The organism is Mycobacterium sp. IS-1556 (assembly GCF_001499985.1).
Taxonomy (GTDB): Bacteria; Actinomycetota; Actinomycetes; order Mycobacteriales; family Mycobacteriaceae; genus Mycobacterium.
The window spans coordinates 486013-508630 of sequence record NZ_LQIM01000012.1; the positions used below are offsets into that span (position 1 = coordinate 486013).

The following is a 22618-nucleotide window of genomic DNA, read 5'->3' on the forward strand; positions in this document are numbered from 1 at the left end:
CCGATTACGCCCGCGGGTGGGCCTGGTCGTGCACGGCGCGCAGCCGTGCGACAGTGACATGCGTGTAGAGCTGCGTGGTGGCCAGTGTCGAATGACCGAGCAGTTCCTGCACCACGCGCAGGTCGGCCCCGCCCTCGAGCAGATGCGTCGCGGCGCTGTGCCGCAGCCCGTGCGGCCCGATGTCCGGCGCGCCGTCGACCGCGCCGATGGTCTGATGCACGACGGTGCGCGCCTGCCGCGGGTCGAGCCGACGCCCGCGCGCACCCAACAGCAAGGCCGGTCCCGAATCCGCCGTCGCGAGCTGGGGCCTACCGTCGTCGAGCCACGCCGTCAGCGCCGCCTGCGCGGGCACACCGAACGGCACGGTGCGCTGCTTGTCGCCCTTGCCCAGCACCCGCAGCAGGCGCCGCGCCGTGTCGACGTCATCGACATCCAACCCACACAGCTCGCTGACGCGAATTCCGGTGGCGTACAATAACTCCACGATCAACTGATCGCGAATCGCCAACGCATCACCCTGCTGCGCACCGGTTTTCGCAGCAGCCATCGCGTCGAGGGCCTGGTCCTGGCGCAATACCGCTGGCAACGTCCGACGAGCCTTGGGTACCTGCAGCCGAGTCGCCGGATCGCTCGTCATCAACCCACGCCGGACCGCCCACGCGGTGAACGTTTTCACCGCCGACGTGCGCCGCGCCAGCGTCGTGCGCGCTGCGCCCGCGGCTGCCTGCGCGGCCAGCCAGGACCGCAGCACCGGCAAATTCAAACCCGCCGGGCCGGCCTCTCCCCCGCGGTCGGCGACGAACTCGAACAGCGACCGCAGGTCCCCGAGATAGGCGCGGCGGGTGTGCTCGGAGCGGCCTCGTTCCAGCGCGAGGTACTCGTCGAACTCCTCGAGGACGGCATCCACGTCCCCACGGTCGCAGAAGCCGACCGCAACGCTCAGGTGACGCGCCGCAGTGTGTCGGGAGTGAGATCGGCCAGCGTGGGATAACCGTCGACGGCCATGGTCAGATCGGCCTCGGCGAGCAAGGAGCGCAGCACATGCACGACGCCGTCCACCCCGCCGAGTGCGAGCCCGTACGCATACGGCCGCCCGATCCCGACCGCGGTGGCGCCCAGCGCGAGCGCCTTGACGATGTCGGCGCCGCTGCGGATACCCGAGTCGAACAGCACAGGCAGCCCGTCGACCGCCTCCACCACGCCCGGCAGGCAGTCGATGGCCGCCAACCCGCCGTTGGCCTGCCGTCCACCGTGGTTGGAGCAGTAGATCGCATCGACGCCGCCGTCTTTGGCGCGCCGCGCGTCGTCGGGATGGCAGATCCCCTTGACGATGAGCGGCAGGTCGGTCAGCGAGCGCAGCCACGGCAGGTCGTCCCATGTCAGCGGATTCCCGAAGAGCCCGACCCAATGCAAGACGGTGGCTTGCGGGTTCTCCTCGGGGGGCTGCTGCAGGCCGGCGCGGAAGACCGGGTCGCTGGTGTAGTTCGCCAGACAGCGGCCGCGCAGCTGCGGGAAGTTCGACGTGGACAGGTCACGCGGTCGCCAGCCCGGCACCCAGGTGTCGAGGGTGACGATGATCCCTTTGTATCCGGCGGCCTCGGCGCGGTGGACGAGGCTGGCGGCCATCTCGCGGTCAGTGGGCGTGTACAGCTGGAAAAAGCCTGGGGTGTCACCGAATTCGGCCGCGACGTCTTCGAGCGGGTCCTCGGTGAGCGTCGAGACGACCATCGGCACGCCGGTGCGCGCCGCCGCGCGGGCCGTGGCGAGGTCACCGTGGCCGTCCTGCGCGCAGATGCCGATCACCCCGACCGGCGCCATGAACACCGGCGACGGCAACGTCATGCCGAACAGGTTGATCGAGAGGTCGCGTTCGCGGGTCGCGCGGAACATCCGGGGCATCAGACCCCAGTTGTCGAACGCGGTGCGGTTGAGCCGCTGTGTGCGCTCGTCGCCCGCACCGCCCGCGACGTAGGAATACACCGACGGCGGCATGGCCGACTCCGCCTTGGCCTCCCACTCCGCGAAAGTCATCGGCAACTTCGGCACGATGCCGGACAGGCCCTGCAGGTAGATCTCGAACTGGTAGTTACCGAACGTCATTACGTATGCTCCCGTGTTTACCTGCGGTTTTATACCTCGGTCGAAGATACCGCGTGCGCATAACGCTGCTGCGATAGGATATCGATCATGCTCGAAGATTTGCTGGGATCGTGGCAGTTGACTATGAAGGCCGAGCGTAAGGCCGACAAGACCATCAAGTCGTACTCCGAAGGTGTGCAGAGGTTTCTGGCGTGGTGCGCGTCGACCGGCACGACGCCGGAGTTGACGGCGAAAACGGTCGAAGCCTTCATTGCCGACCTATTGGAACACGGTGCCGAGGCCTCAACGGCGCTGTCGCGTCAGAAGGCGCTGCGGCTCTACGCCGAGTGGCTGGTGCGCGAAGGCGAGATGGATTCAAACCCGCTCGTTGGACTCAAGCCGCCCAAGCAGGACAAGAAGGTCACGCACGGGCTGACCGAAGATCAACTCAAGCGACTTATCAAGGCGTGCCAGGGCAAGACTCTTCGGGACAGGCGCGACGAGGCACTAGTTCGGCTGATGGTGGAGACCGGCATCCGAGCCAGCGAGACCGTCTCGTTGCAACTGCCTGATGTGGACTTAATCCAGGGTCGGGCTATCGTCCACCGCGGCAAGGGCGGAAAAGGTCGAACGGTATCGTTCGGACCGCAGACGGCGGCATGCCTTGATCGCTACATTCGCGCCCGCAAGGCGCACCACCTCGCCAGCAGCACGGCCCTGTGGGTGGGCGGTCGGACGGGGAAACCATTTACCTACCCCGGACTGGACAAGACGCTGAGGTATCGCGCCGAGGTCGCCGGGATCGACGGCTTCCACCTTCACCTGCTCCGGCACACGTTCGCGCAGCGATGGCTTCGCGCCGGCGGCAGTGAGCAAGGGTTGATGGCGGTCGCCGGTTGGGAGAATAGGCAGATGCTGGATCGCTACACATCCGCCTCTGCCTCAGAGCGCGCACTAACCGAAGCGCAGAAGCTCGGGCTTGGCGATCTGTGATCCCGGTCACGGCGGGCTGGCAAACCTCAGCCCCGAATCCGCGCATATCCGGCACGAATGTCGTTTATGACATCATAAGAGCAGGTTAAGGCAATAAATGACACTGCTGTTCGCTTCGATCCGGCAGCACAGCCTTGCATACTGCTTTCATGCACCAGCAAACGCCCGCAGAGCTCACACTCACCGCCAAACGAAACGCCCACAAGAGTTGGGCGGCAACACCCGACAGGACTAAGCGCACCGCGCCAGCCCGCCGAGCATTCGAAAACCGATTCCTGCGGCAGGCCGACGGCGACCCAGTACGCGCCGAGTGCCTCCGCAAGGCCTACTTCGCCGATCTGGCCCTCAAGTCCGCCCGCGCCCGCCGCCGTCGCGGCGCGATGGACAAGCGGGAGACGACCCGGCCGGGTGGCGCACGATGACCTCACTTGTCGAGATGGTCACCGGCGAGGCAACCGCCCGGCACGCGCACCATGAGGCAGGGCACGCGGTTGCCGCCGTCGCAAGAGGCGGCACACTGGTCGATATCTACCTGGGCCATGCCGATTGGTCGACAACCGATGAAATCGCCGATACGCCCGGCGGCACAGTGCACGAATCGCGTTGGGAAGATCAGCCGTTCGTGACGTTCGCCGGTCCCTGCGCTACCGCGATGTGGATTCTCCACAACGATCCTGACGTCGATGACCTCGGTGAGGCCCTAGCCTTCGGCTGGGATGAGGAAGACCACGACCGCGAAAAGTACGACGCCCGTGTAGAACCCCTACAGACAGCCGCCGCCGAGTTGGGCTTTCCCCTGCCGTGGCTCCCGTGGGAGTCCGAGTGGTGTGACGAACTTGAGGAGCTGTGGCCCGCCATCGAACAAGTAGCTGCGCTGCTGATTGACGGTCAACCCGTAGACCATCGGGTTGTGGCGGAATTGGTAGAACAATTGCGGCCTCAAATCCGCAGGTAGACAATTTATCGTAAATTCAAGGACGCTATTCGATAGAATAGGGATAGGACGACAGTGGCTGGACGGCCACCCATCTGGAATCATTTTGTTCGCTTAAAATGGGCGCAGGAATACCAATACAGTCCTGACGGGCGCATCCGCGATAAGAGCCGAAATGTGCTCACCGAACGTGGGCCAGAATTTCAGGTCGTGCTCAGAGTCGCGGGCGCCCGAAAGGGATTCCCGAAGCGGGAAATTCTCGCGCTTGAATACTTCGACACCCCGCCACGATCCGATTGCGTGGTATGTGGCAAGGGGCCGCACTATCGGGTGGTGCATCTCGACGGGAACCACCGCAACTGTGCCCGAGACAATCTGAAGTACGCCCCCGACGAACTGGCAGCCCGCCGGCATCAAGTGAACTGCTTTGACCGGTTGATGCGCCGACGTCCTGAAGGCACTGCGTGGGGCGTGGGGATATCGCCCGGTTGCATTGGGTTCACCCGCGCCACAAGGTCGACATGAAGCCGTTCAAGTACGCCTACCTTGAAGCACTGCGAGACGCAGACCTGACGCACACCGAGTACCGGGTTCTGGTGAATCTGCTGACGTATGCCGACGCTGACGGGACCAACGCCTATCCCAGCATCGCAATGCTGGTGGATGACTGCCTGCTGAGCGAACGGCAGGTGCAACGCTGCTTACGGCGCTTGTGTGAATCGGGCTGGATTCGGGTGGCGAGTCCCGGCGGACGGATTCGCGGCGGACGGGGCAAGGCGACCGAGTACGTCCTGACTACCCCCAAAAAGGGTGTCAATGGTGTCACCCTTTCTAACACTAATAGGGTGACAAATCCGAACAAAAGCCCAGAGGAAAAGGGTGCCACGGGTGACGCCCCACCAATGCAATTACCACATACGGGAGCAAAGACTCCCGTAGATGAGGGATATAAAGAAGATCCATGGGGTCGGGTTGGGTAGCGGCTCGCTACGCTCGCCGGGGCTATCCATTCTCTCAGAGATAGCTATCTACCTCTATGGCTTCTGGATAGCACTTGGGTGGAGTTCCGCGCGTCTTTGCTACCAGGGCCGCTACAACGGATAGCAGAAAGAATCGAATGAGAATCAAGACCGACAACGGCAACGACATTATCATCGCGCACCGCGCAAATGGCGGTGCGGTGATCGAGCAGGGACAGTCGCACATCTTGTTGAACAGGACTGAGCTTCACCTTTTCGTGGGCGCTCTGAATGACTTCACCCGCGAGTATCAACCGCCGCCCCGCCTTCAGCGTTTCGTCGGCGGTGTCGAGCAATTTTGACGAAAGTAGGTTGTCCTGATCCATCCGACTCATGTCGACGTCATGGTCGACGCGAACAGTTCGGACGTCGCCTTGCGGTTCGACGACGGCGACGTTTTCGCGATGTCGGCATCGCTGGCCGCTCAGATCGGCCGAAGCCTGCTGGACGCGACTAGTCGCCGTCCGCGTGCGGTGAGTCCCGCCAAAGCGCGATTCCTGCCGACGCAATAGTTTTCTCCGCCCTCAAATAGCCTGTCCGCCACCGTGACACCGGCAGGGCGGGTTTAGGGCGTTCCTGCGCTCCTGCGAACCCAATACGCCCCCACGACTTCCCCGCTGGCACGGCGGGTCTTGCCCAACTCACCGGCACCGTGAGGTTGAGCCGTCCCGGCACCGGACGTAAAACCCCAATTCCCCTTGTGGGCCGCAGCCTTGGCACGAGGCGCGCTCACCTACCAGAAAGCACAAACATTGAAGGAAAAGCTGACGCGGCTTCAGGAACTCCGCGCAGATGCAATTGCGAAGCGAAACAGCATCGTGACGACTGTCCAGTTCGAAGGGCGCGACAATCTCAGTTCGTCCGAGACGGTGCGGTTCAAGAAGTTGTCCGCCCAGATCACCAACCTGGATCGGGAAATCGCCGACGTGCGCGACGATATCGCGCGGTCTGGCCGCGACAACGCGACCGCCTCCCACGTCGCTCGGGCTAGCGCCCGCATCGGCGGCGGCGGCACCGATTGGGCGACCCGCGCAGCGACCGCCATGCACAAGATGGGCGGCGAACACCGTGCGGTCACTTCCGGCAGCATCGACGTACCGACGCTGGTGGAGCCCGACGTCACCCCGAAGGCGCGCCCCGAACGCCTACTTGATCTGTTGGTCAACCGCACGGCGATCCCCGGCAACGCTTTTGAGTACTTCCGCCAATCGGTGAGAACCAATGCGGCCGACACCGTGGCGGACTCCGCGACAAAGCCCACCAGCACTTTCACGGTCGAGCCGATCACCGACAGGGCAAGAGTCATCGCCCATCTGTCGGAGCCGATCCCGCTGCGCCTGCTCGCCGATCACGACGAACTGCGCATGTTTCTGGATGCGGAAATGCGCGCCGGTGTGCTCGACGCCCTGGAAGCGCAGATCGTCTCGGGCAGCGGAACCGGTGAGGACTTCACCGGCATCCTGACCGCTACCGGCACGACCGCCGTCGCGTTCGACACCAGCCTGCACGTCACCCTGCGAAGTGCCCTCACTGCGGCACAGACCGCCGGTGAGCGCCCCACCGCATGGGTGCTGTCGCCGGCCGACGCCGAGACGCTGGACCTCACCCTGGAAACCTCGGGCTCGGGCTTCCTGCTCGACGGTGTGAACGCCTCAAACGCGGGCAGTGGCAACGTATTCGGCAACACCTTGCCGCGTGTGGTCAGCCCATCCATTCCGGCTGGCACCGCCCTGCTGGCGGACTGGTCGAAACTGCGCCTCTACGTCCGCGAAGATGTCCGCATCGACGTCGACACGGCGGGAGCGGACCTGTTCGACAAGAACCTTGCCAAGCTGCGCGCAGAAGGTCGGTTCGGCATGGGACTGTTGCGCCCGTCGGCATTCTTCAAAATCGATTTGACGGCGTGATATTGGACGACGACCGCTTCTTCGTCCCTGTTGACGAATGTGCACGGCGACTGAACCTGACCACGGCGGAAGTCATGGAGTTGGTTCGCCTCCGTGCGCTGCGGTCCGTCGCCGTCGTTGATGAGGTCTGGGTAGAACCCGCAATCATCAGCGGCACACCGTAGACGTGCGCACCCCGAGGGGCTTTCCTATTCACCCTCGGGTGCGCCGACCGCCGCGGAACTAGGTATTCGATCGCTTCGGTGATCGGGGGGCACTAAGCCCGCCCCCGGCATGGGCCTAGTTCAAGCCCCGCGAGTGCAACCCCGGTAACGGGGTCGGGTTCGCCCGACGCGGGGCACGCGGCGGTTTCCCATCACAGAACAGGTTTGACCTATCAACGCCCGCGACATTGAGAAGGCCATCGCCGAGGCGGTAGCCGAAAGCAAAGACCTCCACGGCGAGTTCGACAAGTTAGTCGAGGACGTCGCCGACACCTGGCGCAAGCTCTCCCCCGAAGACACCGGAGATTACAAGCGCCACATCAAGAAACAGCCTCTCCGCGCCCGCCTAAGCGAAGCCGCACTACGCCGTGGCGCGCCCATCGGGCAGGTCTACAACGACTCCGAGATCGCCCACATCATCGAATGGGGCTCCGAGGACACCCCCGAGCACGCGCCCATGAGAAAAGCCGCCGCGCGATTCAGCAGTGAAAGCAGATAGCCATCGCAAACGTAGTACTGGACTTACAGACAAAAGTCGACCCACGTTCGACCTCACGCGCCGCCCAGGACTTGACCCGCGAGTTCACCGAGGCGGGCCAGAACGCGGGCACCCGCTTCTCCCGTGAGTTCGAGCAGCGCATGCGCAACGTGGACGCCAGCAGCGCAGCCAACAACGCCGCCCGCGAGTTCGGTTCGGCAGGCACTCGCGCCGGCCGACAGTTCGCCGACTCCGCCACTAGTGGTATGCGCGGCGAGTTCTCCGACGCCGGGAGGGAAGCTGCCCGCGAGTTCCAGCGGTCCTTTGAGCGCCAAGCCAACCCACGGGTGGACATCAACGCCCGCACCGCCGCCGCCGACGCTGGCGATGACGCGGGCGACTCGTTTACCGGTGGCTTCACCGGTGCTCTAGCGGGATTGGGCAGCCGTGGCGGTCCTATTGGCGCCGCCATCGCAGGCGGAGCACTGGCGGGTATCAAATTGATTGGCCCGCAGATCGAAGCGGCGATGGCGCTAGAAGCCTCCCAGGACTTGACCGCCGCCCGCCTCGGACTTGATGACGCGACTATGAAGAAAGTCGCTGACGGTGCCGCCCAAGCCTTCTCATCCAACTGGGGCGAGTCCATTGAGGCCAACCTTGGTACCGCCACAGCGGCAATTCAATCGGGGCTACTCGCGCCGTCCGCCGACACCGGCGACGTGCAGAAGATGATCGCCCAACTCACCGACGTCTCGACGTTGCTCGGCGACGACATCCCCGCCGTGGCCCGCTCAGCCGCCCAGGCCATCCGTACCGGTATCGCCACCGACGCCACCCAGGCCTTCGACCTGTTGGTGGTGGGCCAACAGAAGGGCCTCAACGTCTCCGGTGATCTTCTCGACACCGTTGATGAGTACAGCACCCAGTTCCGCAAGCTCGGGTTGACCGGTGAGGAAGCTTTCGGGCTACTGACCCAAGCGGTCAAGGGCGGCGCGAGGGACACCGACATTGCCGCCGACGCCCTCAAGGAGTTCTCCATCAGGGCTGTCGATGGATCGAAGACCACGACCGATGCGTTCACCGCGTTGGGCCTCGACGCCGACGAGATGGCGCGCCGTTTCGTCGCGGGCGGACGGGCCTCGGCGACCGCCTTCGATCAAGTGGTCGACAAAATCCGCGGCATCCACGATCCGGTCGAGCAGTCGCGTATCGCCGTGGAACTATTCGGAACTCAAGCCGAAGACCTCGGCGGGGCACTGAACAGATTCGATCTGAGCAAGGCTGTCGAGGAGTTCGGTCGGGTCGAGGGCGCCAGTCAGGCCGCCGCCGACAAAATGGTCAGCAACTCGCAAAGCGAATGGCAGCAAGCCGGACGCAACATCCAAACGGTCATTGCCAAAATCCGCGACTCGCTCAACATCGACGACTGGTTTGAGGATTTGCCCACCGCCTTGAACGATTTATTCGATGATCCGCCAAAACTAAGGAAAGGCGCCCCCGGTCTGCCCGCTGACCCCAGGATCAAACAGGGGCCTGCGGTCAACCCGCCCGCCCTGCCGAGACCCCAAGTCAGCAACCCGCTCGATATCATCGCGCCGACCCGCGCGCCGGGAACGGGTGGACCCACCAACAGCTACAGCCCGAGCCTTGACCAGCTCACGCAGATCGCGGAGCGCTTCGGGCTGGAACTAACGAGTGGATTCCGTGCCGAGCCGGGGTCATTCCACGCGACAGGCAACGCCGGTGACTTCAGCGGTCCGCCCGCCGCCATGCGAGCGTTCGCTGAATTCATGGCAGCCAACTACGGTTCGCAGCTTCAGGAACTCATCTTTGAAGACCCGCGCTTCGGGCCGGAATCCTTTAAGAACCAGATCGATTCAGGCCAGATCGTCGGACCCGGCGGCGGCGACTACGGCTTCTTCGCCGGTGCAGGCAATCACGATGACCATGTCCACGTCGCGACCGGGCCTGACGGACTGATCCCGGTCAAGGACGGCGCGGTCCCGGTGACCGTGGTCGACACCGCCCACGGTGCATATCCGAGTAGTGCGAGTGGCACCGCGACGTCATCAGCACCCAGCATGGGGCAGATCGGCAGTCCGCTGGATCAAGACTTTGGCGCATCCCAAGGACTTGCGGGACTGGCTGACAACCTCACACGTTTCGTCGGCAATCTCGCCTTCGCACCGACGCTTGGTGCCCTCAGCGCGGTCAGCCAAGCATCACCCGTACAAGGCGGATACGGCTTGGCTGGCATCCTCGGCGCTCAGAACATGGCGGCGGGCTTGTCGCCGTTGGGTTTTGGTCCCGCTGCGATGGGGCCAGCACCGTTAGGTGGCGGCGTGGGTGGTCCCATCACACCCGGTATCCCCGGCATGCCCGGTCCGCTGGGGCAACCCGGTCCGTTCGGACCGCCACCCGGTCCTGTCGGGTTGGCACCGGGACAAGGCGGGTTTCAACCCAGCAGCGGCGGATTCAGCGGCGTCGGTGGCCTGCCACTAGCAGCAATGCAGACCGCAGCTTCGGGCCTCGACATGCTCGCACCCGGCGCAGGGCAGGCGGCGCAGACGGGCATACAACTGATCAACCGGACCATCGCGTACGGTGGACAAGCAGCCGCCATCGGCGTAAATGGTCTTTTGGAAACATTCGGGCTCCATGATTCTCAGCTTGGTAGCCCACAGAACTCCTGGATTGGCCGGATAGCTTCCAGCCTCGCCGGTGCCGCTCCCGCGCTACCGACGTCAGCGGGACAGACTCAACCCCCCGCACCGCCGCAGGATGATCCGAACCGGACCGAACACGGTCAGGGACAAGGTCAACCACCGGGCCCGCAGATCAACATCGAGAACTGGAATCAAGCACCGCACCGCGACACTCAGAAATCGTTGGCGGACTTGCAATTCCAAAGCCACGCCTCATGGGGCGGTAGGTAATCAAGCTTCCGACTGGTGGGGGGCTTCGGGCGTTACAACCTCCAAAGCCGCGTCCGAAACCCACCAGTCGGCCCTCTCCCTGCTGGGAATAGCAAACTTAGTCGTCTGGCGCCCAGCATGACGGGGAGAGGTTAAGCCCCGCCGGGGTCTCCGTTGAATAGTGGTTCCCCAACGGACCCCGGCGGGCACCCCAGGGGCGGGGTCAAAAAGTCCTGTGGCACACGATCCCCGACATTCCTGTCGCTGGATTTTTTCGCCAAGAGGGTCCGACCTCAACATTTCCCAGCAACACCCTCAACACCCCAAGGAACACCCGTGCCCGAAGACCTGACGCCGGCCGACGTCGCCCAGTACACCCGTGGCCGTCTCTCCGCCGACGACCCCGAGACACTGCGCGCCCTGAACGCCGCGCTGGCGAAGGCCCGCCGCTGGTGTGGATGGCACGTCAGTCCCGTCCGCACAGAAACTCTGACGCTGGACGGAAGCGGCTCCCTGGTACTAGAAGTACCTACGCTGAAAATCGTCAGCCTGACCTCTGTTAGTGAGGGCGGCACCGCCGTCGACCTCGCCGAGGTCCACCAGTCTCACGACACCCCCGGCTTGTTGGTGCGCACCACACCGTGGACGTGCGAATGGGGAGCCGTCGAGGTCACCTTGACCCACGGCTTCACCGCCGCCGAAGCGCAGGACTGGCGTGAGGCAGTGTTGGCGATGGTGGATCAGGCGACCCTCAACGTGGGCACCGGCGCGGCTGGTTCCGTGGTATCCCAAAAGGTCGATGACGTCGAGTATTCCTGGTCAAACGCCGCGCTCGGCACGACGGCGCTGGATAGCTACCGGTTGTTGCCGGTATAACGGCTACTCGCCGCGCTAGGCGGTACGCCATTCGATTTCTGACGCTTCAGGGACTCCACAGTCTGCGGGCCGACGCCCTTAACCAGCAAGGCGATCTCGTCGGTAGGCACTCGCTCGCCGAGCATCTGATACACGACGTAGGGGCGCGTCTCTACGGGGAGAGTGACATCCGCTAACCCCTGTGCACGCCAAGCATCGGTGAACGTCTCGAAACCGAGCGGTTCCCAAGCCCGCCGTTCGATTACCTCTGCGATAACCGGCAGCGGATTCAGGGCTTGCCATAACCGCTCAGCGTCACCCATGCCCTCAGCGTCGGGCGTCAGCCGTGCCATTGGTCCGCCGCCCGCATCGCCTCGTCAAGGGTGTAGAAGTGGGACCACTGCTCATGGAGGTCCGCAGCGCCCTCGGTACCGAGCAGGCGGATCACAAGCGTCCAATCCTCAGCCCTCGTCGTGCCGTTGAACATGATGCGGAATTCACGCCCGTCGCGGACCTTTCGGTACCGCCACTCGGGCATGACCGCCTCGGGGCTATGTTCCCACTGCTCTGTAGTTGCCTTCATGCCAGCCAGCATGGGCAGGTCGCGCGGGGTGGTCAACCAGAATGTCGAAAATGACACCGGGTTGTCAGAGCCTCCCCGTCACGGGTAGCGACGTTTGCCTAGTCTAAGATACCGACCGGCACAACGCTCCGAGATTTGCCCATTTCAGCAGGTCGCAGCATAGCGTGAGGCGTTATCTACCGAACTGGTAGTTACCGAACGTCATGCGGTCAGCGTGCCAGGCGGGGTCTCACGCGTTGGCCCGTTCCTCAGCCTTGGCCAGTTCGGCCTTCCACTGGCGGAAGGTCTCCTCCGTGCGGCCACGGCGCCAGTACCCCGAGATAGACGACGCCCACTTGGCCGGCACACCCCGTTCCTTGCGGATGTAGGGCCGCAGATTGTGCATGACCGTCTGCGCCTCGCCGTGGATGAAGACCTGCACCTGACCCGGCAGCCACGGCGTCTCCTTGACCGCGGCGATGAGCGGGGCGTGGTCACCGGCCTGATCCTCGGGCACCAGGTCGGCACGGCCCCCGCGGTAGATCCAGCGCACCTCTACGCCGTCGGGTTTCTTCAGCGGTACCTCGTCGTCGGGCCCCGCGACTTCGATGAAGACGCGGCCAATTGCATTGTCGGGCAACGCTTCCAGGGCTGCGCTGATCGCCGGCACGGCTGCCTCGTCGCCGGCCAGCAGGTGCCAGTCCGCGGCGGGGTCGGGTGCATACGCTCCGCTGGGCCCCATCAGGTATGCGGGTTGCCCGGGCACCGCCGAGGCCGCCCACGGTCCGGCGACGCCGTGCTCTCCGTGCACCACGAAGTCGATGGAGATCTCGCGGCGCTCGGAGTCGACCTGACGCACGGTGTAGGTGCGCACCGTCGGCCGCTGCTCGGGCGGCAGCGACGAGAAGCTGTCCATGGTCAGCGGCTGCGGCAGGCTCGCGACGTCGATGTCGGAGTTCACGATCACGATCTTGACGTAGGCGTCGGTGAAGTCGTTCGGGGTGAACGTGTCGAATCCCCGGCCACCCAGCACCACCCGGATGAGATGCGGTGTCAACTGCTCGGTACGCACCACCTCGAAGGTGTGTATCGGACGTCCTGCCACTTAATCCTCCAAACCTCGACCGGTCATCAATTAGCCGGTCTTATCGACTATACGAGCGGGTTTCGCACGTCGGGGCGCTACCTCGCGCCGCTCCCTGTGCACTTCGGCTCCTGTGTACTTCATTGTGACGCCAGCTTCCACCGCCCGTCTCGGCACACCACCAGGCCGGAAAGCTCGAGATTCGCCAGCGGACCCAGCACCTGACGAGCCGGCAGCCCGGAGGTCACAGCGATCTCGTCGGCTGTAAGACCCCCACGGCGCGGCAGCGCGTCGTAGACCCGTTTGTCGGTTTCGGTCAGCTCGTCCAGCGGTGAGACGGCACGCTGCTCGTCCGGCGCCAGTTCCCCGATGCTTCCGACCAGTTCGACGACGTCTTCTGCGCGCGTCACGATGTGCGCAGCGTTCCGCAGCAGCGCATGGCATCCGACCGATGCCGCCGACGTGACCGGCCCGGGCACCGCGCATACCGCACGTCCCAACGAACGCGCCCAGGCCGCCGTGTTCGCCGCACCGCTGCGGGCCCCGGCCTCCACGACCACTGTGGCCCCCGCCAGCGCAGCGACCAATCGGTTGCGGGTCAGGAAGCGGTGGCGCGCGGGCCGTACGCCGGGCGGATATTCGCTGAGCAACAAGCCGTGTTCGGCGATCCGCCGCAACAGCGCCGCATGCCCCGCGGGGTACGGAACGTCGATACCTCCGGCGAGCACCGCAACGGTCAATCCGTCGGCGGCCAGGGCGGAGCGGTGGGCTGCGCCGTCGATGCCGAATGCACCACCGGATACCACCGCGACGTCGCGCTCCGCGAGCCCCGTGGCGAAGTCGGCCGCCACGAATTCGCCGTACGCGGTGGCCGCCCGGGTACCGACGACCGCCGCCGCCCGCCAGGCGACCTCGTCGAGGGCCGCCGGCCCGATGGCCCACAACGCCATCGGCGGGTGTGCCTGCGATCGCCGGTCGCCAACCCCAGCGAACCCGGTGAACGCCAGCAACGGCCACTCGTCGTCGTCGGCGGTGAGCAGCCGCCCGCCGAGTCGCGCCAGCACGGCGAGATCCTCTGCGGCACAGTCGATGTCACGCCGAGCCTCGACATAGCGGTTGATATCGTCGCCCGCCCGGCCGCGCCGCACGCGCTCCGCAGCCTCGACCGCGCCCACTCGCTGCACCAGGGCCGCCAGCGCGGGACATGGCGGTTCGGCCACCCGCGAGAGGTACGCCCAGGCTTTGGCGAGTTCATCGGTCATCGCGCACCTCCGGCGGGTCGGAAACTCAACGCGGTGGTGACGTCGTCAACCGTCGGCGACGTCCGGCCGGCGAGGTCGGCGAGCGTCCACGCGACCCGAAGCCCAACAGAGTCGCATTACTGGAAGGAAGACCTATGCCCACGATCAACGTTCCGAACCTGCCCGTTCCAGCCGGAGCCGCAGCCGACGAGTGGTGCGACCTGCTCGAAGGGCCCGACGCCATCCGGTCCCTGAACTGGTCCAAGCACGACGCCGCCGGCGTCGGCGTTGGCGTTGACGGCCTCCAATACGGTGACGGGCGGGTCGACCGTTTCGTAACGATCTACGCCGACAACCCCGAGCTGACCGCCGACGAAGCACGCGCGGTCGCCGTCGCGCTCAACGAAGCGGCAGCAGCGCTCGAATTGGTGCAATCTCGGCTCGCCGCGGAAGGTTAGGCTGAGATCGCCTTGCCGGCCCCGCCCACACTCTCCGAGTGGGCGGGGCCGGTCAGTTTCCGATCCCGACGCGACTCGGTCACGGCCCCATCCCTGGCTGTCCGGCTCTGGTGACGGCGCGGTGCTCGTTCTGGCGGCGGCGCCGCTCAATCTCATCAGGCGACCAGCCGACGTTGCCGTGGATTTGCGTCGAGGCGTCGATGACGGTCGACGGTCCCGGCGCGCCGGTGCCGGCGTGGGTGTTGCCGGGCGGCATTGGCGGCGCGGCGATGTCCGGCATACCGAACGGCGCCGACGACGTACTGGCGTCCTGCGGGCCCTGCATCTCCGCCGGAATGCCGAGCGCTGCGCCCAGCAGGCCGCCGGGAGCCCACTCGCCGTTCGCATAGGCCGACGCCATCGGAATAGCTGTACTGAGTAGCGCTTCGGCGGCCTGGACGCCGGGGAAGCTGGCGATATCGGGCAGCCATGAGCCGACCCCGAACGTCTCCTTCAGGAACGAGCCGCCGATGGCTCCCAGCTCGCCGAGCACCGGCGACTGCGTTCCCTCCTTGCCTCGCTTCTTGTCCTTGGGCGCCTCGCGCGCCTCGGTGAAGTCGCCCCTCTTTGCCTCATCGGCCTCGGAGCGGGCATCGTCGCGTTCGCGGCGTGCGACCTTGGCGTCGTACTCGGCCTTGCGCACAGCCTCGTCGGCCTGGCGGCGTTCCTCGGCACTCGCGTCGGCTTCCAGCTCGTCACGTCGTGCCTTCGCTGCGATGACTGCCGAATCGGCGTCGAGAATCCTCTGCTCGGCGTCCTCGGCGCGCTGCTCAGCCTCGCGGACCTTCTCCGGGTCGACCTCGTAGTACCCAGGCTGGCCGAACTCGTTGTATCCCGGCGTGCCGATACCGGCCTCATAGCCGGGCCCGAAGGCGTTGTTGACGTCCGCGCTGACCGGGCCGGGCCCGACCCCTGACATGGGCCCGACCCCTGACATGCCGTTGTACGACAGCGGCTGATTTCCGACCCCCATTCCGACGCCAGACGACCGCACCGCAACGTGGACGTGATCCCAATGGTCCTTCCCGCCGAACACCGAGGGATCGACCGCCTTACCCTCGTCAACCAGCTGGGTCATCTGCGGATGGTCGAAGATCAACTCGGCCAACTGCGAGCCGTAGTTGGAGAACATGTACTGCGCGAACGCCAGCATTCTGTCGACCGGCCCAGCGAAGTCGCCGGCCTGGCCGCTGCTGTGAAACGACGTCGTTTCCGCTTCGCGACCGGCGCGCCCCGACGTAAGTGTGAGGCCGAACTGCCGCGCGATCGAGTCGACCGCACTGATCTCCGGGACAAGTCCGCCGGACTCGAACGCGTTGATTCCTTGCAGCAGCGGCAGAAACCTTTGCGTAGCTTGTTTGTTGACGACGAATTCACCGGCTGTCAGCCACGCCGGCACGTTGTCAATGCCGCCCGGCCCCCGCACGCTGCCGCCCTTGACATACCAGTTGTTCGCTTCATGGAAGGCCAACGCGGCACTCGGTGTGCCGTAGCGCTTTTGGATGTACTGAAACATCAGCTGCAACTGCGCGCGCGGGTCGCTAGTCGGCGCAGCGCCGTACTCGGCGAACGTGGTGTCAAGGAACTGGCCGATTCCGAATGCCGAGCTGCTCGGGTTCTTTGCCCAGTTGTCGTAGCCAGATTCCTTCATCACCAGCCGGTCGAACGCGGCCCACTCGCCCGGGTTGAAGTAGGTCGGGAACATCGACTGTGCGAGCTGCTTGTTCGACTGTTTCTGCGCCGGGCTGCTCGGTGTCGGGCTCGACTGTCCAGGCAGCAGCCCACTGCGCGGTAGCACCAGGCCTTCGCCTGCGCCGATGGTTGGACCGCCCGGCCCGCCGATGGTGAAACCAGGACCGCCGCCCGACCCCGGCGCAGCTGGCGCGCCCGGCCCCAGCGGCGTCAGAAGCGGATTCTGGCCGGCCGGATAGCTACCCGGCGCGCCCGGCAGAACCAGCCCTGGCAGCGGCGTCTTCGACAGCTTGTCCAGGGATGCCTGTAAGTCCTTCACATCGCCAGCCGACGTGCTAGCGCGCTGACCAATGCCGTCGATCGAGTCGTCGAGGTCTTCGCCTTTACTGGCGGAGTTTTTCATCTCGTCGCCGAGAGCGCCGATGCGGTCCTTCAGCCCCGGAAGGGTGGAGCGCACATCGTCAATCACGCCGATCGATGTGTCGAGAACGTCGGGGAATTCGGACATTCCGGCCGCAGTCGTCTTTCCGGCATCCGCGAGGTCACGCAATCCCTGCCCGAGCCCACCGATTCCGGGAACCCAGTCCGGCAGCAGCCCAATCATGTCGCCGAAGATGCCGGCGAACGTCGACACTTTGTCCACCAGATGGCCGAAGTAGAGCGCCGACGCCTCTGCGAACGGCTTCATGATCCGCAGGAAACCCGCAGCGAACGCCGCGACGGCATCGACGCCATCGATCAGGCCTCCGGCGATTCCGATCGCCGCAGAGATGATCTCGTCTTTGTTCTCGATGACCTTGGTGGTCAACGACTCCAGCCCGGTCGACGCCTCGGTGAACACGAGATTGGCCAGCGGTTCGAGCGCGATCGCGACGTTGTTCTTGAACTCTTGCCACGCCTCCGCGCCGTCATCAGTCGACTCGGCCACCTCATTGATCGACTGCGGCGTCTGACTCATCGCCGCGTTGAGCGCCTCAATGTCGAGTTTCCCGCTCTTGATCAAGCCGAAGAAGTTCACACCGCCGCGCGTGCCGAACACCTTGCCGGTCAGATCAGCAGCACCAGCCTCATCGCCGATAGAGACGAGCCGCTGAATCTCGGTGATGGTGTCGCGCAGTCCCTGCTGCGCCGGAATTCCCTCTCGGGCAAAGTATCCGAACGCGCTGTTGAGGGTCGCGACCGTCCGGTTGGCATCGATGCCTTCTTCTTCGAAAAGCGCCAGCAACGCCGCGGATTGGCCGAAGCCCAGCCCGAACTGGCGCATCGCTTCACCGTTTTTGGCCATGATGGCCGTCAGGTCGTCGACACCGACCCCGGCGGTAGTAGTGATCGTGTAGAGCTGATCGAGAGCCCCGACCTGATCCTTGGCCTCGACTCCGAACCCGCGGAACGCCTTACCCAAGTCCCGCATGTTCAGCTGGTCGCCGGTCATGCGGTTCAGGTTGGCGATGGTCTTAGCGACCGCTTCGAGATCACCACCAGTCAAATGCAGGTTGCGGCGCGTCTCCGCGAAAACGTCGCCGAGTTCGGTGATCCCGACCGGTGTCGTGCGAGCAACGTTCTTGATCGACTCCGCCAACGCGTCGAGTTCGGCCCCCGTCGCACCCGTCTTCACCCGCAAGTTGTCAGCGACGTCGTCGAACTGCGCGCCGAGTTCATACAACTCGCGCGTAGCCCGCACCGCACCGACCGCCACCGCGCCCAGCACCGCCACACCACCGATCGCCACCGCCTGCGCAGCGAACGCCGCACCAGAACGCGCCGCACTCGTCAACGTGGAGCCGAACCGGCCGATACCGCGGTCAGCATCAGCGGTACCGCTGTTCATCCGCCGCTGCGCGTCATCCATATCGGAGTAGGCGCGCCGCGCATCGCCGATCACGCGCTGCTGATCGCGATAGGCCTTGTTTCGGCGTTCCTCGATCGCGACGATCCGATCGTTTCGGGCACCGGATTCGCGGGCCTGCTTAAGCGCCTCTTCCTCCTTGCGGAGCTTCCCAGCCGCGTCCTGCACCTTGTCGTACAGCTTCGCGTAGGTGTCGGCGGCCTTCCTGAACTCCGCCTGACCATCAGCGAAGCCCTCACCGAGTTTCTTGCTGCCCTTCTTGCCGGCGTCTTTGAAGACGCCGCCGAGTTCCTTCTCCGCCGCCTTGCTGGTGTCTCGAAAACTCAGCAGAACAGGCAGCGTGAACGTTTCGGCGATCTCGGCCATCGTTGCGCTCCGATCCGTTTCAAAATTTCCCGAAATCGAGGGGGGAGAGGCCGCCTTACCGCGGGGAGTCGGCCGTTGGTCAGGGTGTTTGTGATGTTGACCCCCTTGGGGGTGGGTGTTCCGCGGGCGGCGGGTGGAAAGGGGCTGACCGAGGGAGCCGCCGCCCGCGGAAGCTGTTAGGCGGCGGTGAGGTCGGCTATGACGACACCCATCGGCTGGAATACCGACGTGGCGAATCTGCCCTCGCAACGAGCGCGCACCTTGTTGGTTGCGAAGTCATCCTGGAAGAGCTGCGTCCACTCGATCCTGACGCCGAGCTTGTCGGTATCAACGCCGACTGCCCCGGAGGCCAAGACGCGAGCTTCGCCTGCCGTTGCGACGTTCGCGACGACGACCGGAGCGCCGAACAGGCGTCGGCTCGCGGGATCGTATGGCAGTCCGCGGAACTCGACTGCGGCGTCTGCGGACAGCTGAAGCTCGATCTCTTCCCAATCGAGCGGGTGCACCACGATGGCGCTGGGGCTGAAGTCGAGCACCTCAAGCTTGGTGATGCACTTGCGGATTGTGGTCAGCTTGTTCGTGGCGAATGCCTGTGTCTGGACACCGCTGGTGGCGTCGATGTCTTCGAGCACTTTCTCTTCGACCGCCAAGCGAAGACCGTAGCTGAGCTCTTCCTCCATGAATGGCTTCAGTGCCTCGGCATCGTCAAACCAGTATCTTGCGACTCCCTGGGACAGATGCGCGATGATATCCAACGAGTTGTCGATCTTGATGATGGTGTAGTCGGATTCCGGTTTGGTTTGGCCCTCGGGCACAACGGCTGCGGCGTTGTTTCGCACGCTCTGCCTGATATACCCAAACGTCGGCTGGTCGTGCATCTTCACTGGTAGCACGTTGAGCAGCGAAGTCGCGGGTCTACCCATTGGAATCGGCGTGGTCATGAGTTCGGCGTCGATGAAAACTGCGCTGTCGGCCGCCAGCGCCTTCTTGCCCACCGGCATGACCTTCTCAGCAGCGCCAGCGGCCCACGCCTTGCTGAACGACAGGAATCTGTCGCCGTTTCCGGCGTCTTGGCCTCGGGCCATGTCGTCGAGCTGGCCCAAGATGTTGGCGGACTTCGCGTCGGCGCTCAAGTCATCGTTGATGCTCTTGACCTCGGTTATCTTGCCTTCGACGGTCTGGAGTTCTTGGTATGTGAGGTCTCGGTCTTCGCCCTTGGCCTTCTCGACGATGGCTTTGGCCTCGGCGAGGAGTTGGTCTCGGCGTTCTTTCAGATTCATGGTGTGCGCCTCCTAGCGCAATCCGGCGCGCAGCGGCGCGCTACGTGTGTGGATTCGCTTGGGAGACGGACGGATTCGGCGTGGTCGGCCCCGATCCGAGTCGGGCGACGGTTCCTTACCGCTGGTCTGAAACCAAGTCTTACGGTTCCGGTTCGTCGAGGGCGCGGCGCCGGGGTGCTCCCGCTGCGTGGCGGGCCGATGCCGGACGCCGCCGCCCCACTGACAGAAACCGATCCGCACAGCCAGCATAACCCGCTACTCCGACTTTTCCGCGAAGGCGATGGCTTCCATTGCGTACATGTCGAGAATCCTTTGGCAGTCGATGTCGTAGAACTCCTTGGCGATCGCCGCCAGCCGGGTCGCGGTCGCGAGCACGAGGCCGGCCAGGCCGACTGGTCCGTCTTGGCTCATGGTTTCGGCGATGACCGCTTGGGCGCCGTCGTTGTCGTTCGCCGCTAGTGCGGCGGTGATGCGTGCGCTGCGGGCGGCGTCGAGTGCGCTACTGCTCATCGTCGGCTTCCTGCGCGCCGAGAATGACTCCCTCGAAGAGCTGCCGAATCTGTGTCTCGCTCATCGCGGGTTGCTTCATGCCTGCGACGAGATCGTTGACCACGACTGCGATCAGCAGGTGTAGTGCGTCTTCTTCTTGCGCGTCGATGAGGGCGCGGTTGATGCGGGGAATGTCGCCGTCGAGCAGTGCGAGCACGATTCGGGCGGCGCGGGATTGGTCGATTGGTCGGATGGCCATATTGGTTGCTCCTTCAGTTCGGTTGTGGTGTCGAGATGCGGCCGGCGACTACGCCGAGCGGTCGTTCTGCCGCCGGCAAGCTGTCGAGCCAATCTCGGCAGGCTTCGAGCGCGGGACATGCCTTGCAAAGGCGGATGGCGGTCGTCGCTGCGTAGTCGCGCGTCTCGGGGTCGGTTGTGTCGCTGGATGTGTAGAAGACGTGTGGGTGGTCGGGGCACAGGGCGCCGGGAAGCACCGGGACTCCATGCAGGATTCTGGCGAGAAGTGCGATTGCCTCGGGTGTCATAGGCGTGTCCCGTCCGGTGCCATCGTGTCGCCGTAGGTTTGCGGATCGTCGTAGGGCGCGCGCTCGAACTCAGTGAGATCCCTTACTGCAGCGCGCCACTCCCCGACTTCAGCTGTCACCGGTTTTGTCCAGCGTTCTGTCCTGTCCACCCCTCTAAAGAGGGGTGGTGGTGGACAGAGTGGACAGATTCAGTGAACAAGCGGTGGACAAGTGGACAGATCATCATTCGGCCTCCTGCTTGTAGAACGGTCGTTTGTCGGTGCCCACATTGATGAGATCGCCTGCTTTGAGCAGGTCAGATAGGGCGCGATGGAAAGTGGCCGAGGGCATTCCGGCTACATTCCGCAGCTCTGATTTGCTCGCTCCGATGTTCGCGAAATGCTGAACAAAGGTGGACAAGAGCTTGTCTGCGCGCTCGGTTTGTCCACCCCCCCGGTGGACAGATATCGCGGCGCTTCTGGTGCCTTCGATCGGGTCGATTCTGAGTTCGTGCCGGTCGTATTCGGGGCCGTCTTTTCGCTTTTCGCGGTTGAGCGTGATGACCCCACCCTCTTTGACAGTCGAGTAGACGGTGTCTACGCCGCTCTCGAATGCTGAAGACCCACGCAGTGTCTTGCCGTCCTTGCCGGTGTGGTGGACGCCGAGAATGACTCCTCGGCCGCCCGGCGTGCGGCCAAGGAGCCGCGTCAGGACGTCGATAACGATCCCGCAGTCCTTGGCTGAGTTCTCGTCCGCCCCGACCATGCAGCGAGCCAGTGTGTCGAGAATGACGAAGTCGAAGCCACCCCAATCGATGAGGGCCGAGAGGTTGACGACGTCGACGGTCCTGGTGAGGTTGACGGGCACTTTGAGTATCTGGAGGTTGGTGTCATCGATTGCGCACTGCCATGCGATTTCCCACGCATCGGTACGCCCTTTGAATCCGAAGGCTCCCTCTGCCGCGACGTACAGGACGCGGCGCTGTGCGACGCGGCGGCCTTGCCACTTGCGGCCCATCGCGACGCTGGCCGCCCAGTCGAGCGCGATGAGCGTCTTTGCGGTGCCCCACTTCCCGTACAGCAATGCTGTGGTGCCTTGGTCCAGCACATTGGCGATGAGCGGCTCGGGATCTGGAAGTGCTCGCAGTGCGGATCGATTGAGCAGCATCTCTGCGAGCACCGGCGGACCGAGGTGGTTGCCGTTGTGTGGTGTTGGTTCTTCGGCCGGTTCTGGTGGGCCGGGGTCACCTGTGAACGCGCTGGAGTAGGCGGCGAGGATGTCGGCGGCGTCTGGCATCATGCGACCTCGCCGTCGCATGCGGCGTGGAGCTGCTCGGCGAGTACGCGGTCGGGCCCGCCGCGTTGCCACAGCGCGCGTAGTACTTCGATTGGCAGCAGCGGAAGTTCGCCGCAGAACAGCAGTCTGAGCGCGGCGTCGCGCCATCCGTCGAGCGCGTGATCGCTCAGCGGCGGCTCGGTGCACCTACACGTCCAGCTGTCTTTGCAGCCGCAGTCGAGCGGTTCGACACGGCGAGCGGCTTCGTGGCGGCGTTTCCAGGCCGCGACGCCGCTATGCTGACTGATACCCCTTTCGGAGGTGGCCGCCGAGTCCTGCCCTGGCCGGCGGCTTCTTCGTTCGTAGACCCTCATGCCGC

The 22618-nt window shown here is 64.6% G+C and carries 22 protein-coding genes and 1 pseudogene; 10 read left to right on the forward strand and 13 right to left on the reverse strand.

All coding sequences use genetic code 11. The features are described 5' to 3' along the window. Positions 1 to 4: 4 nt before the first annotated feature. Positions 5 to 907 (reverse strand): tyrosine recombinase XerC, encoded by a 903-nt coding sequence (locus AU187_RS11800; protein ID WP_059166715.1) that lies wholly within the window; start codon positions 905 to 907, stop codon positions 5 to 7. Positions 908 to 939: 32 nt separating this feature from the next. Next, positions 940 to 2100, reverse strand: a complete 1161-nt coding sequence (locus tag AU187_RS11805; RefSeq protein WP_059166716.1) for a lactate 2-monooxygenase — start codon at positions 2098 to 2100, stop codon at positions 940 to 942. 87 nt (positions 2101 to 2187) lie between these two features. Here AU187_RS11805 and AU187_RS11810 point away from each other — a divergent pair, with 87 nt between their 5' ends. The 9 genes from AU187_RS11810 (at position 2188) to AU187_RS11845 (ending at position 11404) form a co-directional block, all read left to right on the forward strand. Next, entirely contained in the window at positions 2188 to 3072 is an 885-nt protein-coding gene (locus AU187_RS11810; protein WP_082691806.1) for a tyrosine-type recombinase/integrase, read from the forward strand. Between the two features lie 149 nt (positions 3073 to 3221). Continuing rightward, entirely contained in the window at positions 3222 to 3494 is a 273-nt protein-coding gene (locus tag AU187_RS11815) for a hypothetical protein (protein ID WP_059166717.1), read from the forward strand. Further along, positions 3491 to 4027 (forward strand): hypothetical protein, encoded by a 537-nt coding sequence (locus AU187_RS11820; RefSeq protein ID WP_059166718.1) that lies wholly within the window; start codon positions 3491 to 3493, stop codon positions 4025 to 4027. The genes AU187_RS11815 and AU187_RS11820 overlap by 4 nt, the downstream gene beginning before the upstream one ends. Before the next feature lie 500 nt (positions 4028 to 4527). Then, the gene (locus tag AU187_RS24975) at positions 4528 to 4986 is read left to right on the forward strand and encodes a helix-turn-helix domain-containing protein (protein ID WP_156442345.1); all 459 of its coding nucleotides are present in this window, start codon (positions 4528 to 4530) and stop codon (positions 4984 to 4986) included. 137 nt (positions 4987 to 5123) lie between these two features. Beyond that, the gene (locus AU187_RS11830) at positions 5124 to 5327 is read left to right on the forward strand and encodes a hypothetical protein (protein ID WP_059166720.1); all 204 of its coding nucleotides are present in this window, start codon (positions 5124 to 5126) and stop codon (positions 5325 to 5327) included. A 42-nt stretch (positions 5328 to 5369) separates the two neighbouring features. Then, positions 5370 to 5537, forward strand: coding sequence for a hypothetical protein (locus tag AU187_RS25425; RefSeq protein ID WP_156442346.1), 168 nt, complete (start codon positions 5370 to 5372; stop codon positions 5535 to 5537). A gap of 240 nt (positions 5538 to 5777) precedes the next feature. Beyond that, positions 5778 to 6932 carry a phage major capsid protein gene (locus tag AU187_RS11835; RefSeq protein WP_059166721.1) on the forward strand — a complete coding sequence of 385 codons (1155 nt, stop codon included), beginning with the start codon at positions 5778 to 5780 and terminating at the stop codon, positions 6930 to 6932. A 773-nt stretch (positions 6933 to 7705) separates the two neighbouring features. Next, complete coding sequence (locus tag AU187_RS11840; RefSeq protein WP_059166722.1) at positions 7706 to 10549, forward strand: phage tail tape measure protein; 2844 nt, start codon at positions 7706 to 7708, stop codon at positions 10547 to 10549. Between the two features lie 315 nt (positions 10550 to 10864). Further along, positions 10865 to 11404 (forward strand): hypothetical protein, encoded by a 540-nt coding sequence (locus AU187_RS11845; protein ID WP_059166723.1) that lies wholly within the window; start codon positions 10865 to 10867, stop codon positions 11402 to 11404. On the opposite strand, the gene AU187_RS11850 is transcribed toward AU187_RS11845, so the two are convergent. From AU187_RS11850 to AU187_RS24980, 5 genes and pseudogenes are all read right to left on the reverse strand, one after another. Beyond that, positions 11383 to 11706: a hypothetical protein gene (locus tag AU187_RS11850; RefSeq protein WP_156442347.1), complete on the reverse strand. Its 324-nt coding sequence runs from the start codon at positions 11704 to 11706 to the stop codon at positions 11383 to 11385. The two genes, AU187_RS11845 and AU187_RS11850, sit on opposite strands and share 22 nt — an antisense overlap. A 17-nt stretch (positions 11707 to 11723) precedes the next feature. After that, the gene (locus tag AU187_RS11855; protein ID WP_156442348.1) at positions 11724 to 11966 is read right to left on the reverse strand and encodes a hypothetical protein; all 243 of its coding nucleotides are present in this window, start codon (positions 11964 to 11966) and stop codon (positions 11724 to 11726) included. A 229-nt stretch (positions 11967 to 12195) separates the two neighbouring features. Then, positions 12196 to 13050, reverse strand: a complete 855-nt coding sequence (locus AU187_RS11860) for a siderophore-interacting protein (protein WP_059166726.1) — start codon at positions 13048 to 13050, stop codon at positions 12196 to 12198. A 119-nt stretch (positions 13051 to 13169) separates the two neighbouring features. Beyond that, positions 13170 to 14291, reverse strand: a complete 1122-nt coding sequence (gene dprA / locus AU187_RS11865; protein WP_059166727.1) for a DNA-processing protein DprA — start codon at positions 14289 to 14291, stop codon at positions 13170 to 13172. Then, positions 14288 to 14392 (reverse strand): annotated as a pseudogene (locus AU187_RS24980) (magnesium chelatase subunit ChlI family protein); the annotation flags it as partial. The pseudogene AU187_RS24980 and the gene dprA, both read right to left, overlap by 4 nt. A 33-nt stretch (positions 14393 to 14425) precedes the next feature. Between AU187_RS24980 and AU187_RS11870 the strand changes: the two are divergent. After that, complete coding sequence (locus AU187_RS11870; RefSeq protein ID WP_059166728.1) at positions 14426 to 14728, forward strand: hypothetical protein; 303 nt, start codon at positions 14426 to 14428, stop codon at positions 14726 to 14728. A gap of 79 nt (positions 14729 to 14807) precedes the next feature. Here the strand turns inward: AU187_RS11870 and AU187_RS11875 are convergent, their stop codons facing one another. From AU187_RS11875 to AU187_RS11905, 6 genes are all read right to left on the reverse strand, one after another. Beyond that, positions 14808 to 18671 carry an aggregation-promoting factor C-terminal-like domain-containing protein gene (locus tag AU187_RS11875; protein WP_059166729.1) on the reverse strand — a complete coding sequence of 1288 codons (3864 nt, stop codon included), beginning with the start codon at positions 18669 to 18671 and terminating at the stop codon, positions 14808 to 14810. A gap of 176 nt (positions 18672 to 18847) precedes the next feature. Then, positions 18848 to 19951 carry a phage major capsid protein gene (locus tag AU187_RS11880; RefSeq protein ID WP_059166730.1) on the reverse strand — a complete coding sequence of 368 codons (1104 nt, stop codon included), beginning with the start codon at positions 19949 to 19951 and terminating at the stop codon, positions 18848 to 18850. A 255-nt stretch (positions 19952 to 20206) separates the two neighbouring features. Beyond that, positions 20207 to 20461: a hypothetical protein gene (locus AU187_RS11885; RefSeq protein ID WP_059166731.1), complete on the reverse strand. Its 255-nt coding sequence runs from the start codon at positions 20459 to 20461 to the stop codon at positions 20207 to 20209. Then, on the reverse strand, positions 20451 to 20699 hold the full coding sequence (locus tag AU187_RS11890; protein ID WP_059166732.1) for a hypothetical protein: 249 nt from the start codon (positions 20697 to 20699) through the stop codon (positions 20451 to 20453). Before AU187_RS11890 ends, AU187_RS11885 begins: the two co-directional genes overlap by 11 nt. 508 nt (positions 20700 to 21207) lie before the next feature. Next, on the reverse strand, positions 21208 to 22260 hold the full coding sequence (locus AU187_RS11900) for an AAA family ATPase (protein WP_172800223.1): 1053 nt from the start codon (positions 22258 to 22260) through the stop codon (positions 21208 to 21210). Further along, positions 22260 to 22613 carry a hypothetical protein gene (locus AU187_RS11905; protein WP_286131906.1) on the reverse strand — a complete coding sequence of 118 codons (354 nt, stop codon included), beginning with the start codon at positions 22611 to 22613 and terminating at the stop codon, positions 22260 to 22262. The genes AU187_RS11900 and AU187_RS11905 overlap by 1 nt, the downstream gene beginning before the upstream one ends. Between the last annotated feature and the right edge of the window lie 5 nt (positions 22614 to 22618).

Excerpts from the sequence above, each read along its gene's own strand:
- AU187_RS11820 (WP_059166718.1), top strand. The coding sequence starts at position 3,491 with ATGACCTCACTTGTCGAGATGGTCACCGGCGAGGCAACCGCCCGGCAC.
- AU187_RS11890 (WP_059166732.1), bottom strand. The coding sequence starts at position 20,699 with ATGGCCATCCGACCAATCGACCAATCCCGCGCCGCCCGAATCGTGCTC.
- AU187_RS11885 (WP_059166731.1), bottom strand. The coding sequence starts at position 20,461 with ATGAGCAGTAGCGCACTCGACGCCGCCCGCAGCGCACGCATCACCGCC.
- AU187_RS11855 (WP_156442348.1), bottom strand. The coding sequence starts at position 11,966 with ATGAAGGCAACTACAGAGCAGTGGGAACATAGCCCCGAGGCGGTCATG.
- AU187_RS24975 (WP_156442345.1), top strand. The coding sequence starts at position 4,528 with ATGAAGCCGTTCAAGTACGCCTACCTTGAAGCACTGCGAGACGCAGAC.
- AU187_RS11805 (WP_059166716.1), bottom strand. The coding sequence starts at position 2,100 with ATGACGTTCGGTAACTACCAGTTCGAGATCTACCTGCAGGGCCTGTCC.
- AU187_RS11870 (WP_059166728.1), top strand. The coding sequence starts at position 14,426 with ATGCCCACGATCAACGTTCCGAACCTGCCCGTTCCAGCCGGAGCCGCA.
- AU187_RS11830 (WP_059166720.1), top strand. The coding sequence starts at position 5,124 with ATGAGAATCAAGACCGACAACGGCAACGACATTATCATCGCGCACCGC.
- AU187_RS11850 (WP_156442347.1), bottom strand. The coding sequence starts at position 11,706 with ATGGGTGACGCTGAGCGGTTATGGCAAGCCCTGAATCCGCTGCCGGTT.
- AU187_RS25425 (WP_156442346.1), top strand. The coding sequence starts at position 5,370 with ATGGTCGACGCGAACAGTTCGGACGTCGCCTTGCGGTTCGACGACGGC.
- AU187_RS11880 (WP_059166730.1), bottom strand. The coding sequence starts at position 19,951 with ATGAATCTGAAAGAACGCCGAGACCAACTCCTCGCCGAGGCCAAAGCC.
- AU187_RS11815 (WP_059166717.1), top strand. The coding sequence starts at position 3,222 with ATGCACCAGCAAACGCCCGCAGAGCTCACACTCACCGCCAAACGAAAC.
- AU187_RS11810 (WP_082691806.1), top strand. The coding sequence starts at position 2,188 with ATGCTCGAAGATTTGCTGGGATCGTGGCAGTTGACTATGAAGGCCGAG.
- AU187_RS11875 (WP_059166729.1), bottom strand. The coding sequence starts at position 18,671 with ATGGCCGAGATCGCCGAAACGTTCACGCTGCCTGTTCTGCTGAGTTTT.
- dprA (WP_059166727.1), bottom strand. The coding sequence starts at position 14,291 with ATGACCGATGAACTCGCCAAAGCCTGGGCGTACCTCTCGCGGGTGGCC.
- AU187_RS11900 (WP_172800223.1), bottom strand. The coding sequence starts at position 22,260 with ATGCCAGACGCCGCCGACATCCTCGCCGCCTACTCCAGCGCGTTCACA.
- AU187_RS11905 (WP_286131906.1), bottom strand. The coding sequence starts at position 22,613 with ATGAGGGTCTACGAACGAAGAAGCCGCCGGCCAGGGCAGGACTCGGCG.